The organism is Mesorhizobium sp. BR1-1-4, assembly GCF_020165375.1.
Classification (GTDB): Bacteria; Pseudomonadota; Alphaproteobacteria; order Rhizobiales; family Rhizobiaceae; genus Mesorhizobium; species Mesorhizobium australicum.
This window is the reverse complement of record NZ_JAIUIB010000006.1, coordinates 95,090-109,106: the sequence shown is the minus strand read 5'-3', so window position 1 is coordinate 109,106 and position 14,017 is coordinate 95,090. Positions and strand designations below refer to the sequence as shown.

14 protein-coding genes are annotated in these 14,017 nt (G+C 63.8%); 9 read left to right on the top strand and 5 right to left on the bottom strand.

From position 1 onward, the window contains the following. Positions 1-2 precede the first annotated feature (2 nt). Entirely contained in the window at positions 3-1,325 is a 1,323-nt protein-coding gene (gene hisD, locus LB571_RS14680) for a histidinol dehydrogenase (protein WP_224595371.1), read from the bottom strand. Between the two features lie 78 nt (positions 1,326-1,403). Then, positions 1,404-2,177: an SDR family NAD(P)-dependent oxidoreductase gene (locus tag LB571_RS14675; RefSeq protein WP_224595369.1), complete on the bottom strand. Its 774-nt coding sequence runs from the start codon at positions 2,175-2,177 to the stop codon at positions 1,404-1,406. Positions 2,178-2,481: 304 nt separating this feature from the next. On the opposite strand from LB571_RS14675, the gene LB571_RS14670 reads away from it, so the two are divergent. Beyond that, the gene (locus tag LB571_RS14670) at positions 2,482-3,765 is read left to right on the top strand and encodes an NAD(P)/FAD-dependent oxidoreductase (protein WP_224595368.1); all 1,284 of its coding nucleotides are present in this window, start codon (positions 2,482-2,484) and stop codon (positions 3,763-3,765) included. A gap of 201 nt (positions 3,766-3,966) precedes the next feature. Here LB571_RS14670 and msuE read toward each other — a convergent pair whose 3' ends face one another. Further along, positions 3,967-4,527, bottom strand: coding sequence for an FMN reductase (gene msuE / locus LB571_RS14665; protein WP_140617612.1), 561 nt, complete (start codon positions 4,525-4,527; stop codon positions 3,967-3,969). 707 nt (positions 4,528-5,234) lie between these two features. Between msuE and LB571_RS14660 the strand changes: the two genes are divergently transcribed. The 8 genes from LB571_RS14660 to LB571_RS14625 all read left to right on the top strand — a co-directional run bounded on the left by LB571_RS14660 (position 5,235) and on the right by LB571_RS14625 (position 11,121). Further along, on the top strand, positions 5,235-6,206 hold the full coding sequence (locus tag LB571_RS14660) for an SDR family oxidoreductase (RefSeq protein ID WP_224595366.1): 972 nt from the start codon (positions 5,235-5,237) through the stop codon (positions 6,204-6,206). A gap of 10 nt (positions 6,207-6,216) precedes the next feature. Continuing rightward, positions 6,217-7,929 (top strand): HAD-IIB family hydrolase, encoded by a 1,713-nt coding sequence (locus LB571_RS14655; protein ID WP_224595364.1) that lies wholly within the window; start codon positions 6,217-6,219, stop codon positions 7,927-7,929. A gap of 20 nt (positions 7,930-7,949) precedes the next feature. Beyond that, a complete protein-coding gene (locus LB571_RS14650) occupies positions 7,950-8,135 on the top strand; it encodes a hypothetical protein (protein ID WP_140617515.1) in 186 nt (61 codons plus the stop codon). Between the two features lie 111 nt (positions 8,136-8,246). Beyond that, positions 8,247-8,564 carry a hypothetical protein gene (locus LB571_RS14645; RefSeq protein ID WP_015319105.1) on the top strand — a complete coding sequence of 106 codons (318 nt, stop codon included), beginning with the start codon at positions 8,247-8,249 and terminating at the stop codon, positions 8,562-8,564. A 25-nt stretch (positions 8,565-8,589) separates the two neighbouring features. Then, positions 8,590-9,033: a PPC domain-containing DNA-binding protein gene (locus tag LB571_RS14640; RefSeq protein ID WP_015319106.1), complete on the top strand. Its 444-nt coding sequence runs from the start codon at positions 8,590-8,592 to the stop codon at positions 9,031-9,033. Between the two features lie 66 nt (positions 9,034-9,099). Next, the gene (locus LB571_RS14635; protein WP_224595363.1) at positions 9,100-10,101 is read left to right on the top strand and encodes an ATP-dependent DNA ligase; all 1,002 of its coding nucleotides are present in this window, start codon (positions 9,100-9,102) and stop codon (positions 10,099-10,101) included. 157 nt (positions 10,102-10,258) lie between these two features. Then, a complete protein-coding gene (locus LB571_RS14630) occupies positions 10,259-10,777 on the top strand; it encodes a ferritin-like domain-containing protein (protein ID WP_015319108.1) in 519 nt (172 codons plus the stop codon). A gap of 68 nt (positions 10,778-10,845) precedes the next feature. Next, the gene (locus LB571_RS14625; RefSeq protein WP_015319109.1) at positions 10,846-11,121 is read left to right on the top strand and encodes a hypothetical protein; all 276 of its coding nucleotides are present in this window, start codon (positions 10,846-10,848) and stop codon (positions 11,119-11,121) included. Between the two features lie 291 nt (positions 11,122-11,412). Here LB571_RS14625 and LB571_RS14620 read toward each other — a convergent pair whose 3' ends face one another. Beyond that, on the bottom strand, positions 11,413-11,616 hold the full coding sequence (locus tag LB571_RS14620; protein ID WP_140661611.1) for a hypothetical protein: 204 nt from the start codon (positions 11,614-11,616) through the stop codon (positions 11,413-11,415). A gap of 119 nt (positions 11,617-11,735) precedes the next feature. Then, positions 11,736-14,015, bottom strand: coding sequence for a xanthine dehydrogenase family protein molybdopterin-binding subunit (locus tag LB571_RS14615; protein WP_224595361.1), 2,280 nt, complete (start codon positions 14,013-14,015; stop codon positions 11,736-11,738). Positions 14,016-14,017: the final 2 nt, after the last annotated feature.

The window sequence follows — 14,017 nt, the reverse complement described above, 5'->3', positions numbered from 1 at the left end:
GCTCAGCCGGCGAGATAGCGGTCGCGGATTTCCGAGACCGCGTTTTCGTGCGAGCTGAAGCCCTCGTAGCGGGCGAGCCTGCGGGCATGCTGCGCCAGTTCCGGATACGCGGCCGAGGTGACATAGCCGACCGAAGAGCGCTTGACGAAATCCGTCACCGAAAGCGGCCCGTAGGTTCGCGCCCAGCGGCTGGTCGGCAGCACCGCATTCGGCCCGAGGACGAAGTTGGCAAGGGTCACCGGCGTATGCGGGCCCATGAGGATTTCGGCTGCCTCGGTGATGTGGCCGAGATGCGCGAACGGCTCCTTCGACAGGATTTCCAGATGTTCGGGCGCGTAGTCGTTGATGAAGCGATAGCTTTCCTCCAGCGACGCCGTCAGCACGATGCCGCCGCGCTTTCCGGTCAGCACCGCGCGCGAGAATTCCACACGCTGTTCGGTCATCCGCGACCAGTGGTCGGGAAGTGCAGCAAGGGCTGCGTCGGCGACCTTTCGGCTGTGCGTCACCAGATAGGCTGAAGAATCCGGCCCGTGCTCGGCTTCGATCAGCAGGTCGAGCGCGGCAAGGCCTCCGTCGACGCTGTCGTCGGCAAAGATGATGGCCTCCGACGGTCCGGCCGGCAGGCCCGTATTGATCATTGAGGACAGCACGCTCTTGGCCGCCACCACCCAGGGGCTGCCCGGGCCGACGATCTTGAGCGCCGGCTTAACCGTCTCGGTGCCGTAGGCGACGGCGGCAACGGCTTGCGCGCCGCCGCATTTGTAGACGGTCCCGACGCCGGCAAGGCGAGCGGCGACCAGCGTGGCCGCGTCCACCGAACCATCCGAGGTTGGCGGCGTCACGATCGCGATCCGCGGCACGCCGGCAATCACAGCCGGAACCGATGTCATCATCGTCACCGACGGAAAGGCGCCCTTGCCGCGCGGCACGTAGAGCGCGACCGATGCGATGGGCGTATACCGGTCGCCGGCATAGGCGCCTGGCCGGATCTCCTTGAGCCACATGGTCTCCGGCTTCTGCTCCTCATGAAAATGCCTGATATTCTCGATGCCGAACCTGATGCTCTCCACGACTTCCTTCTCGACCTTGTCGAAGGCCGCATCGAACTCCGCTTCCGACACTTTCAATCCGCCTTCCCTCACATTGGCCTTGTCGAACTCCCTGGCGAAGCGGATCAGGGCGGCGTCACCCTCTTCCCTGACGGCCTGGATGATCGGACGGACCTTTTCGACGAAGGCCGACAGATCGCCCTCGGCGCGTTTCAGCAGACCGGCCCGTTGCGTGGCATCGAGGGATGACAGATCGTGGAAGCTGATGTCGGGCATGGGTGCTCCTTCTGTTCAAAGCAATGTGCCGGCCGGTCACATTGCGGAAGACTTGTTCTCGAACCTGGGCGAGCCGCCTCAGATCGATGCGAGGAAACCGCCATCCACGGGAATGGACTGGCCGGTTATGTAAGCTGAGGCATCCGAGGCAAGGAACACGGCGACGCCGTGCAGATCGCGCAGATCGCCGAGACGATGCTGCGGGATCTTGGCGAGCATGGATTGCCGCCACGCCTCGTCGGCGTAGAACACCTCCGTCATCGCCGTCCTGAAATAGCCTGGGGCGATGGCGTTGACCCTGATGCCAAGCTGCGCCCATTCCGCTGCCAGCGCCCGGGTCATGCCAAGCAGGCCCGACTTGGACGAGCCGTATGGCACAGCCGTTGGAATGCCGACTTCTGAAGTCAACGAGCAGAGGTTGATGATGGCGCCGGGCCGCCCGGCGTCCCGCATCTGCCGTGCCGCCGCCTGGGCGCAGAAGAACGCCCCTTTGAGATTGGTGTCGACGATCCGGTCCCATAGCGCCTCATCGACATCGAGCGAGGGCCGGACCTCTTCCACTCCTGCATTGTTGACGAGAATGTCGAGGCCGCCCAGCAGGCGATCTGCCTCGGCGGTGGCCGTGCGGCACTGGTCGACATCGGTCACGTCAAGCGCAATGGCGTGCGCAACCCCGCCGGCCGCGCGGATGGCCGCCCTCGTCTCGTCAAGCGAGTCCAGGCTACGCGCCGTGACCGCGACGTCGGCGCCAGCCGCGCTCAGCGCCTCGGCGATGCTGCGGCCAATGCCACGGCTGGCGCCGGTGACAAGCGCCTTCCTGCCAGAGAGGTCGAAAAGAGAAGCGTTGCGCATGTGATCCTCCTTGGCCGCTCCATAGCCCAGAGACTACCAGATCGACTTACATATACAAGCATATACAAACAAAGCTGATCGCGATAACGGGACGTCATCCGCCGCACCGGGATCGCGTGGTTGGCTCTTCATACGAGGTGCCACGGGCGGCAGCCCTGTCGCAAATGTCGTGACCTCCCGAAAGCATGCAGAATTGCCTGGCGTACCCGACACGAAAGTCTGGGTCTGCCACGCCTGCGGGATATCGGCCATTGAAAGCTATGGTGCCCCTCAAGCCGGCCGCCTTGTCGTGAGAGCCTCGTCCATGAACGAAAGCAGCCCGCCCCGGAGCCTCTATCGCGATACGGCTGGCGGCACCGGCAACTACCCCTCCCTTGCCGGCGCGCAGCGGGCAAGGGTCGCCATTGTCGGCGCTGGCTTCAGCGGCCTGTCGACGGCCTTGCATCTGGCGGAAGCCGGCGACGACGTCTGCGTGCTCGAGGCCTATCAGCCGGGATGGGGAGCCTCGGGCAGGAATGGCGGCCAGGTCAATCCCGGCCTCAAATACGATCCCGACACGATCGAAGCCATGTTCGGGCCCGAGCTGGGGGCGCGGATGATCGACTTCTCCTACGGTGCTCCGGATTTCACCTTCAGCCTCATCAAGCGCCTGTCGATCGATTGCGAGGTACGGCAGAACGGCACCATACGCGCGGCCATCCGGCCGCAGCCGGCAGCCGTGGTGCGGGCCACGGCCAACCAATGCGAGCGGCGGGGGATGCCGGTCGGCTTGCTTGACGCAAAAGCGATGGCGGCGCGAACCGGCACGGACAGATACATGTTCGGCATGTTCGATGCTCGCGGCGGCGACCTCCATCCCTTGAAATACGCGCGTGGCCTGGCGGCCGCCGCGCGGAAGGCCGGCGCGCGGATATTTGGCGGCAGCGAGGTTCTCTCGCTCAGCAGGCAGGCCGGGCGCTGGCTCCTCGAGACCGCAAACGGATCCGTCAGCGCCGAGAAGGTCCTTGTGGCGACAAACGGCTACACGGGAAACTTGTGGCCTGGCCTGGAGCAGTCGCTGGTTCCGGTGTTCAGCGCCATCGCGGCGACCGAACCGCTGTCGCCCACGGTCGCGGCCGCAATTCTTTCCGAAAGGCCGGTCGTCTACGAAGCCGGCAACATCACCGTCTATTACCGCATCGACGTCCAGAACCGGCTCCTCATGGGCGGACGGGGACCGATGAGGCCCATCGGCGATGCTTCCGCCATCCGCTATCTCACCGACTATGCGCTACGGCTCTGGCCGGCGCTTGCTGGAGCTGGGTGGACACATGGCTGGAACGGCCGGGTCGCGGTCACCAAGGACCATCTTCTACACGTTCACGAGCCGGAAGACGGCGTGCTGATCTGCCTTGGCTACAATGGCCGCGGTGTTGCCATGGCCTCGGCGATGGGCAATGCGCTGGCAAACCGCCTTCGCGGCGACGAGACCATTCCCTTCCCGATGCCGATATCGGGGCTGAAGCCGATCCGGCTCCACCGCTTCTGGCCGCTTGGCGTCAGAGCGGCGATCCTTTCGGGCCGGGTGAAGGACCGGTTCGGCCGGTAACGGAAAAGCACGCCGCTATGCTCCGGTCTTGGCAGCGGACAATCTTCGGGCGTGGTCGTCCATGCATGCGGAGCATCAGCGCCCGCTGATTTGCGACCGTGCACTGCAAGTCGCCCTGCGGCGCGCAGGCGCGTTCAACGGCCGGCTTCAGCCAAGCGCCTCAGCGCGCCAGCGGTCGGAGCGGGATATGTTCCGAGCACGCTACTCGGCGGCTATCCTGGCGTGCTGCCGGCCGAAGAGCGCCAGACCGACATCGTCCACGGCGAGGCCAATGCGGGCCTGGATCGCTTCGGATGCCAGCACGCCATCAGCGAAATCTTTCTCCGAGGCGTATATGGCCGTCGGCAGCGCAAAGGCTTCGAAAAAGCCGAACAGCGGCCGCAGCTGATGCTCGACGATCAATGCATGGCGATCGCCGCCGCCGGTCGCCGCCAGCAGCACCGGCTTGCCCCTGAGGGCCGCCGGATCGACGAGATCGAAGAAATGCTTGAACAGCCCGGTATAGCTGCCTTTGTAGGTGGGCGAGCCGACCACCAGGACATCGGCGGTCAGGATCCGCTCGAGGACGGCGCGGGCCTGCTCGTCCAGGTCCCGAGTGGCTTTGGCATTGCCAAGGCTGGGACCGAGATCGACGATGTCATGGGTGCTGGCGGCGAGGCCGTATCGTCCGGCGATCTCCGTCACGATATGGTCCACGAAGCCACGGGTCTTGGAGGGCCGCGTGAAATTGCCGGAGAAGCCGACAATGGCCGGATTGGTCATGATGGATGCCCTGTGATCTTTTCGAACCAGTTTGCCAATGTCCATAGTTTTTATAGACATTGCTGCCGAACAAAAGGAATTCACGGTCGCCGTGGGAGGAAATCGGAAAAGATTTTTCTCCCGGGGAGCCAGATCGCCCGCCTGCATGCCGGATGATGACGTCACCCGATCCAGATGCACTTGGCAGCCGTCGCACGCGAAGGGCGATGCGACCGGTGGCGAAAAGGGGGACCATCACCGTTTGTTCGGAACCTGATCGCCCGGCGGCTGTTTTCCGTTCAGCCAAATACGGAGGAAGCCATGGCACGCGACAGAACCGAATATGAAACGGGCGCACGGAAGTATCCCGCCAGGACCGGCCCGGATCCGAACGATGATTTCTCGGTTGACGCAGCGGGCAACAAGCCGCCGGCAGGCGGAATGGGGCTTACGCGACCGGCGGATCAGACAAATGAAGAGACACACCAGTCAGAAGGACAGAACCCGCCTCGCAAGGCGACGCCCAGCCCCGCAACGGAGAAGACATCCGGCGCGGGCCCGGCGATCTCCGAGCACTCGAAGGACGCGAAGGCTCCAAGGTCGGGCCGCCAACCCGGCGCCTATGTCAAGGACTGACGCGGACGGGGGCGATACCTTCTGACAAGCCATGCGCCGCGCAGACCGCCGGTCTGCCGCGCGTTGAACTTTCTTCAGCCGAGGAGACGACCATGCAGACGAAGTCACAAACGGCCGGTGAAGTCGCCAAGCAGCGCCATATCCAGCGCGGGATCGATGCCAAGGACAAATCGAAGCGCAACGGAAAGGCGGAGCACGCCATGCAGGCAGGCGCGCGCCCCTATCCCGAGCCGCCCTTCCCCAAGCAACATCAGGCGAAACCCGGGCATGAAGCGACGATCGAGCCTGCTCCGCTCTACGATGCACCCTACTATGTCGGATCAAAGAAACTCGAAGGGAAGGTGGCTCTCATCACTGGTGGCGATTCGGGTATCGGCCGCGCGGTCGCGGTTTTGTTCGCCCGCGAAGGCGCCGACATCGCGGTCGTCTACCTGGCCGAGGACAGGGACGCCGAGGAGACAAAATCCGCTGTCGAAAAAGAAGGCCGACGCTGCATCCTGTTGAAGGCCGACGTCAGTGAACGCCAGGACTGCCACGATGCCGTGGCGACCACGGTCGAAACATTCGGCCGCATCGACGTGCTGGTCAACAACGCCGCCTTCCAGATCCATTCCAGCGACTTCGGCGACCTGACCGAAGAACATTTCGACACGACGCTGAAGACCAATCTCTATGGCTATTTCCATATGGCGCAGGAAGCCGTGCCCCACATGAAGCCGGGCTCGGCGATCGTCAACACGGGTTCGGTTACCGGCATAGAAGGCTCGAAGCAGCTGGTCGACTATTCGATGACCAAGGGCGGCATCCATGCTTTCACGCGCGCGCTTTCGGGCAACCTCATCGCCAAGGGCATCAGGGTGAACGCGGTCGCGCCTGGCCCGGTTTGGACACCGCTCAATCCGTCCGACAAGGAAGCCGACGACGTCTCGAAATTTGGCGCCGACACGCCGATGAAACGGCCGGCCCAACCGGAGGAACTGGCTCCCGCCTATGTTTTCCTCGCCTCCCCGCACTGTTCGAGTTACATCACCGGCGAGATCCTGCCGATCGTCGGCGGCTACTGAGGTCAGCGCAATGTATTTCATTGCCCTGGCGACCGACTATGACGGGACCCTCGCACATGACGGGACGGTCTCCAACAAGACGGTCGCGGCACTGGAGCGGTTCAAGAAAAGTGGACGTAAACTGCTTCTGGTCACCGGCCGCGAGTTGCCCGACCTCAAGCGCGTGTTTCCCGATGTCGGCCTGTTCGACAAGGTCGTCGCCGAAAACGGCGCCCTGATCTACACACCGGCCAGCGAGGAAGAGCGGGCGATCTCACCATCGCCGGAGCCCGAATTCGTCGCCAGGCTGAAAAAGCAGGGGGTGAAGCCACTTTCCGTGGGACGGTCGATCGTCGCCACCTGGGAACCGCATCAGGCGACCGTGCTCGAGGTCATCAAGAAGATGGGGCTCGAACTCGAAATCATCTTCAACAAGGGCGCGGTGATGATCCTGCCGAGCGGCGTCAACAAGGCCACCGGTCTGGCGGCCGCGCTCGAGGACCTTCACCTGTCGCCGCACAATGTTGTGGGTATCGGCGACGCCGAGAACGATCACGCCTTCCTGAAGGCCTGCGGCTGCAGCGTTGCGGTCGACAATGCCATTCCCGCGGTCAAAAGCACCGCGGACCTGGTCACGCGCGGCGCACGCGGCAAAGGCGTCGAGGAACTGATCGCCAAGCTGATAAAAAGCGACCACGGGATCGTGCCGAAGCGCCATGGCGGGATTGTTCTGGGATCGTCCGGTGGCGATGACATCTATCTGTCGCCGACCGAAAGCGTGCTCATCGCCGGCAGTTCGGGCATCGGCAAATCCACTTTGGCCACCGCACTGACGGAACGCTTCGTCGACAGCCAATTTCAATTTTGCGTCTTCGATCCAGAGGGTGACTATGACGGCCTCGAGGGCGCCGTTCGGCTGGGGGATGCATCGAGCGCGCCGACAAAGGCGCAGGTGCTCGACCTGATCGCCAAGGCCGACAGCAATGTCGTCGTCAACGGGCTGGCGCTGCGTGTCAACGAACGGCCAGACTTCTTTGCCGACCTGCTGCCTGGCCTTGGCAGTTTCCGTCGCCGCACCGCAAGGCCGCATTGGCTGGTCATCGACGAAGCGCACCATCTTCTTCCGAAGCGGCGCGACGACACCCGCGCCGTGCTCTCCCTGGAACTGCCGGGCACGATCCTGATCACCGTCCATCCCGAGGCGATTTCGACCGACGCCCTGCGCCTGATGACGGCCGTCATCGCCCTTGGCCCGAAGGCGAAGGACGTGGTGAAGACCTTCTGCCATGAGACCGGCATCGAGCCGCCGAAGGACATTCCCACGCCCAAGGGCGATCGGGTTCTGTTCTGGCGGCCGGGGGCGCGCAAAAAACTCACAACGGTCAAGGTCATAGAACCTCGCCAGTCGCTCAAGCGCCACAGCCGCAAATATGCCGAGGGTCAACTCGATGAGACAGGCAGCTTCTATTTCCGCGGTCCCGACGACGCGATGAACCTCAGGGCCCATAATCTGATGATCTTTGCTCAGATGGCCGAAGGCATAGACGACAAGACCTGGGAGTTCCATTTGCGCGCGGGCGACTATTCGAAATGGTTCCGCCACCAGATCAGGGACAAGGACCTCGCCCGCGAAACCGCCGAGGCGGAAAAGGACAGCAAGCTTTCGGCGGACGAGAGCCGCAAACGGGTGCTCGATGCCGTTCGGCGGCGCTACACGGCACCCGCGACGGCGCCAGAGGCGTAACAGCCCGACAGGAGGCGGTCATGAGCGACGACCGGCATGGCAAAGACGACAAAGACGGACGCGGCGAAAATGGACCTGTCTTCTCCGCGCGCCAGGCTTCGCAAGGCGAGATCATCCTGCGAACCCGCACGCGCCGGATCATCTTCGTGGCAGGACTGGTCGGCATCCTGATCCTGGCGGCGGTGGTCAGGTTCGCGATCGGTTGAACCTGCCTTGTTGCAACAGCCCCGCGACAGGGTGTGTCGGGCAAGGCTGACCGCGATTGGAACCCGGGCGCCGACTTGGCGTTCAACCTCCATCGAGAAGGAGAAACGATCATGCCCCGAGGCGATAAATCCAAATACACCGACAAGCAGGAACGCAAGGCCGACCATATTGCCGAAGGCTACGAGAAGCGTGGCGTCTCCGACAAGGAAGCCGAGCGGCGCGCATGGGCGACGGTCAACAAGGACGATGGTGGCGGCAAGAAGGAAGGCGGCTCCGGGCGTGGCAAGCACACAGGTCACCCAGCGGCGCACAAGGGCGGCAAAAGCGGCGGAAAGGCGTCCGCTTCCCGATCGGCCGCCAGCCGGTCCGAATCGGCAAAGAAGGCGGCGGCGACCCGCAAGAGGAACGCCGAACACCACGCCCACTGACCGACCGCGAGGATTGGACGCCGGCATGAAATCGCGACTCGTCAACGAGGCCAATGGCCAACGGACATTTGTCGTGGTGCTCGACCCGGGCGAGGAAGCGTTCGCGGCACTGACCAGCTTCGCGGTCGAGCAGAAGATCGGCAGCGCCTCCCTGACGGCGATCGGCGCGTTCCAACGGGCCACCGTCGGTTGGTTCGACCTGGAGGCGAAGAGCTATCGAAAAATCCCGATCGACGAACAATGCGAGGTCCTGAGCGCGATCGGTGATGTCGCGACGGGCGATGATGGCAAGCCGAGCCTTCATGTCCACGCGGTGCTTGGCTTGAGCGACGGCACGACCAAAGGCGGCCATCTGCTCGAAGGCACCGTTCGGCCGACATTGGAAATCACCGTGGTGGAAGCGCCGGGTCACCTGCGCCGCCGCAAGCGAGCCGAATTCGGCGTGGCTTTGATCGATCTCGGTGCCTGAAGCTGCCGCGGGTGTCGGTTGGCGGGCTTCGCCGCTGGCGCGTGCCCCAGAAAGCGACGAAAGGCAATGACGGACAGCTTTGCCCTACCCCTGAACACGCCCCCCATGGAGGCCAAGGCAGCCGACGCTCTACCGGATAGGGAAGGCTTTTGGCAATACGAGCCCAAATGGGACGGGTTTCGCTGCCTCGCCTTCAAAGGCGACACGGATGTCGACTTGCGCGCCAAATCCGGCAAACCGCTCGGTCGTTACTTCCCGGAGCTCGTCGCCATGCTGCGGCAAGTCGAGGCCCGCAATTTCGTGGTCGATGGCGAGATCGTCATCGAGCTCGAGGGCCAGCTTTCTTTCGACGCGCTGCAGATGCGGCTTCACCCAGCCGAAAGCCGCATCCGCAAGCTGAGCGCGCAAACGCCTGCCCTGCTGATCCTGTTCGACATGCCGGTCGCGCCGGGCGGCACGATCCTGCTCGGCGAGCCGTTGTCGCAACGACGCCGGGCGATCGAGGGCTTCGTTCAGGACTACGCCGAGCCTGGCTTGCGGCTCTCGCCCAGCACGACCGATCCGGCGGCCGCCAGACGCTGGCTCGAGGAAGCCGGTCATGGTTCCACCGACGGCGTGGTCGCCAAATTGCTGGCCGACCCCTACCGTCCAGGGGAACGCGCGATGGTCAAGGTCAAACGGTTGCGTACGGCCGACTGCGTGGTTGGAGGATTCCGCTATCTGACCGGCAGCAAGGAGGTCGGCTCGCTCCTGCTCGGCCTTTACGATGATAGGGGCAAGCTCGACCATGTCGGCTTTACCTCGACCATCGGCAGGGATGACCGGGCTGGCGTCACCCGAAAGCTGGAAAAGCTGCGTGGCGGACCCGGCTTCACCGGCAAGGCGCCGGGCGGGCCTAGCCGCTGGAGCACGCAGCGCAGCGGCGAATGGGAGCCCCTGCGGCCGGAACTGGTGGTCGAGGTCCGCTTCGACCATGTCACCGGCGACAGGTTCCGGCATGGCACCAAACTGTTGCGCTGGCGGCCGGACAAGGCGCCGCGTCAATGCACCATGCAACAGATCCAGTGATGGAGTTCGTGCCGCGGACGCGCTTGCGAAGCCCGGTCGCGATGAGAGCCGACGCAACGGTCGCCTCTTTGCGAGATGGCTGGAACAACCGTCCTCACGGCAAGTTGTGCTCCAGCTACACCGCTGGTGGGCTTCACGACAATTGGAGATGACAATCATGGCGACTGCGAAGAAAGCGGCAACGAAAGGGCTTGAAGCCCTGTTCCTCGACGGGCTGAAGGACATCTACTACGCCGAGAAGAAAATCCTGAAGGCGCTGCCGAAAATGGCAAAAGGCGCCGAATCCGAAGATGTTTCGGCAGCATTCGAGAAACACCTGCAGGAGACTGAGGGCCAGGTCGACCGCCTCGAACAGATCTTCGAACTCCTCGACAAGCCGGCCCGGGGCAAGACCTGTCCGGCCATCGACGGCATCATCGAGGAGGGTTCGGAAATCCTCCAGGAATACAAGGGCGACCCCGCGCTGGATGCTGGGCTGGTCGGGGCGGCGCAGGCCGTCGAACACTACGAGATCGCGCGCTACGGGACGCTGATCGCCTGGGCTGAACAGCTAGGCAAGAGCGACGTGGTCAAACTCCTGAACGAGACCCTCGAGGAGGAGACGGCGACCGACGAGGCACTTTCCAGCCTTGGCGAGGGTGGCGTCAACGAGCGTGCCCTGGAACAGGCCGCCTAGCTGGCGAGTTGTTGCCCCGGGCGCTTCAGGCGATCCGGGGCAAACTCCCCGGATTTCGGAGGACGACAATGGACCCCCGCAAAAGAGAGCAACCCGCAGTTCAGACGGAAGACCCGACGGAGACTGAAGGTCCCACGGTAGAGCAGCAGGACTGGGACGCGCTAGCAGGCGCGAAAATCCTTCCGGATGACGTCGAGGTGGAAGACGAGGCCGACGGCGAATTGCCCGAGGAAGATGACGACAACGCCTACCAGGAAAGCGACGAGGCATTGCCCGACGATGTCGAGGAAGCGGTCCTGTCACGCGATCCTTCAAGGGAAGGCGGCCGCTTCGACGAGGAGTGACCAAACTACGGGCGGATTCCGCTCAGCCGACCGCGTGCATTGGGGGCTCTTCGTTCTCGTCAGGATTGGGTAACGGCGCCTCATCGGGCAATCCTTCCGGCTCCGGTTCGCCGATCGGCTTGGGCTTCCAATTGGGAGCCGGCATGGGTACGTCGCGGTTGGGGTCGGGTTCTCTCGGATCGGGCATCAAATCTGTCTCTCTTTCGGCTGTGCGGGTCGGCTCTGCCCAGCACGGTCGCATGCAGAGCCCGTCCCGAGCGCTCGGGACGGGCACGGAGCCACACAGGTTTGCTAGCGATTCTTGTGGCTTTGCTCGCCAGCTCTCACATGCTGTTCATGGGTTCCGCCACGCGTCGTGCCGGCGCTGTCGCCGCCTTGTTGGCGATGGTTGTCACCGGCCGCCTGCTGCTGACGGCGGTTCTTATCGTCCATGTTCTTGTGGCTCTGCTGGCCTGCTTTCACATGTTGCTCATGGCTACCACCTTGATTGGGCATCTTCTTCTCCTTTGAGTTATGCGAGGCGATCAACCGCCTCAAGGGTCAAAGACGCTGGCGGCCCGGACGTTCCCTCACGTAATATTTCGTGAATCGGACCGCCTATGGGGTAGGCCAGATCAGACGATAAGCTGCTCGATCCTGATCGGAAGATCGCGGATGCGTTTGCCAGTCGCATGGTAGACCGCGCTGGCAACGGCGGCCGCCGTGCCGACATTGCCCAGTTCTCCGAGGCCTTTGACGCCGGCCGGATTGACCTCGTGGTCAATCTCCGGAACCAGAATCACCTGGAGATCCTTGATGTCGGCATTGACCGGCACGAGGTAGTCCTGCAGATCTCGATTGACGTAGCGGGCATAGCGGCTGTCGACCTCGGTCGCCTCATGCAGCGCCTGGCCGATGCCCCAGATCATTCCGCCCATCAGCTGGCTGCGCGCCGTGCGCGTGTTCATGATGCGGCCGGCGGCAAAGGCCCCGACAATGCGCGGCACGCGGATTTCCCTGGTAAGGCGATTGATGCGAACTTCGACGAATTCCGCGCCGAATGCATATTTCACCGAATCCTCGTCCTGCTCGCCGCCGTGAAACTCCGGCTGGCCGGCATAGAGCTTCTTGAGCGCTTCGGGGCTCGCCCCCTTGGGCGCATACTCGGCATACTCCTCGATCGCCCCCACCCGCATGGCTTTCAAGACGTCCCCGACTTTTGCCGAAGCGCCGCCCTTGGCAATGATTTTGCCATCGAGGATATCCAGTTCCTCATTGTGGGCGCCGGCAAGCGCACCACCTTCGCCGCTCGCCGCGGCAAACAGCTTCGTCCTGATCGCATTGCAGGCCTTGAGCACCGCCGAACAGACGCTTGCCGTGGAGATAGACCCTCCCGACACGGGCGCCGGGGGCAAGGTGCTGTCGCCCATCTCGACGCTCACCCTGTCCATGGCGACACCGAGGCGCTCTGCTGCCATCTGGCCGGCGACCGTGCGCACGCCGGTGCCGATTTCATGCGAGCCGCTCTGGACGCGCACATCGCCGTCGACGGTCAGCCATACGCGCGCAGCGCAGGGAGCCGACGAGGTCGGATAGACTGCCGTCGCGCAACCCATGCCGATCAACCAGTCGCCGTCGTGCATCGATCCGACCTTGGCGTCCCGTTTCGTCCAGCCGAACGCGTCCGCCGCCTGATCGTAGCATTGCATCAGCGAGCGGCTCGAGAACGGCTTTCTCCCGATCGGCTCGGCTTTTGGCTCGTTCACCCTCCGGAACTCCACCGGGTCCATGGCCAGGGCCACCGCCATCTCGTCCATGGCGTTCTCCAGCGCATAGACGTAAGGCGTCTCGGGAGGCGAACGCATGTAGCCGGGCGTGTTGCGGTCCGCCTGGACCAGCGACACGTGCGTAAGCACCGCGCCGTAATCATACATGCGGCCGGTCGCCGACGTTCCCCCGACCACGTAGGGATCGGGGCGCGATGTCACCTCCCAGCCCTCATGCGCGAAAGCGGTTATGCGGCCGTCCTTGTCGGCGCCCATGCGGATCCGGTGCCTGGTCTCGGCGCGATAGGTCTGTGTACCAAACGCCTGCATGCGGCTGACCACGCAACGCACCGGCCGGCCGAGACGCCTTGCCGCAACCGCGACGATCGCCGTGCGGGCCGTCATCGGTCCCTTCGAGCCGAATGCGCCGCCGATGTATGGGCTGACAATGCGAACCTTCGCCGGATCGATCTTCAACTGCCTGGCAAGTTCGGCCTTCCAGCCGGTGACGTTCTGGGACGGCTCATGAATGGTGAGTTGATCGCCCTGCCACATTGCCGTCGTCGAAAACAGTTCGATCGGATTGTGGTGCTGCGTTGGTGTCGAATAGCGTGCATCGATCCTGACCGGAGCAGCGGCATAGGCAACATCGAAATCGCCGACCTTGACGTCTTCCTTGAACATCGGGCTTTTGCCCGCGGCGGCAATGGTCGTTGCTCCAGGGCTGTCGAAGCCCGCACTCGGTTTCTCCTCGGCGTAGTCGGCACGGATCAGCAGCGCAGCCTCCTCCGCCGCCTCGAAGGTCTCGGCGACCACCAAGGCAATGATCTGCCCATCGTGAAAGACCTTCCGGTCATGCAGCGGCGCGATCGAGGCGGCGGCGGTATTGCCGAATTTCGGCTTGTCCACCGCGTCCATGTCGCCATAGGTCACGATGTCGAGCACGCCCGGCACCGCTCGGGCATTGTCCAGGTGAAGTGCCGTCACCGTGCCCCTGGCGATACTGCTGGTGGCCAGCACGCCATAGGCGACATTGGCCGCCGCGAGGTCCGCCGGATAACTCGCCTGGCCGGTCACCTTCAGCCGCCCGTCTATGCGCGGCAGCGGGGCACCCATGTTCTCCTTGGGCTGCGGAGCGGCTGCGTTCATGA

Coding starts and splice junctions, on each gene's coding strand:
- hisD (WP_224595371.1), bottom strand. CDS start 1,325: ATGCCCGACATCAGCTTCCACGATCTGTCATCCCTCGATGCCACGCAA.
- LB571_RS14675 (WP_224595369.1), bottom strand. CDS start 2,177: ATGCGCAACGCTTCTCTTTTCGACCTCTCTGGCAGGAAGGCGCTTGTC.
- LB571_RS14670 (WP_224595368.1), top strand. CDS start 2,482: ATGAACGAAAGCAGCCCGCCCCGGAGCCTCTATCGCGATACGGCTGGC.
- msuE (WP_140617612.1), bottom strand. CDS start 4,527: ATGACCAATCCGGCCATTGTCGGCTTCTCCGGCAATTTCACGCGGCCC.
- LB571_RS14660 (WP_224595366.1), top strand. CDS start 5,235: ATGCAGACGAAGTCACAAACGGCCGGTGAAGTCGCCAAGCAGCGCCAT.
- LB571_RS14655 (WP_224595364.1), top strand. CDS start 6,217: ATGTATTTCATTGCCCTGGCGACCGACTATGACGGGACCCTCGCACAT.
- LB571_RS14650 (WP_140617515.1), top strand. CDS start 7,950: ATGAGCGACGACCGGCATGGCAAAGACGACAAAGACGGACGCGGCGAA.
- LB571_RS14645 (WP_015319105.1), top strand. CDS start 8,247: ATGCCCCGAGGCGATAAATCCAAATACACCGACAAGCAGGAACGCAAG.
- LB571_RS14640 (WP_015319106.1), top strand. CDS start 8,590: ATGAAATCGCGACTCGTCAACGAGGCCAATGGCCAACGGACATTTGTC.
- LB571_RS14635 (WP_224595363.1), top strand. CDS start 9,100: ATGACGGACAGCTTTGCCCTACCCCTGAACACGCCCCCCATGGAGGCC.
- LB571_RS14630 (WP_015319108.1), top strand. CDS start 10,259: ATGGCGACTGCGAAGAAAGCGGCAACGAAAGGGCTTGAAGCCCTGTTC.
- LB571_RS14625 (WP_015319109.1), top strand. CDS start 10,846: ATGGACCCCCGCAAAAGAGAGCAACCCGCAGTTCAGACGGAAGACCCG.
- LB571_RS14620 (WP_140661611.1), bottom strand. CDS start 11,616: ATGCCCAATCAAGGTGGTAGCCATGAGCAACATGTGAAAGCAGGCCAG.
- LB571_RS14615 (WP_224595361.1), bottom strand. CDS start 14,015: ATGAACGCAGCCGCTCCGCAGCCCAAGGAGAACATGGGTGCCCCGCTG.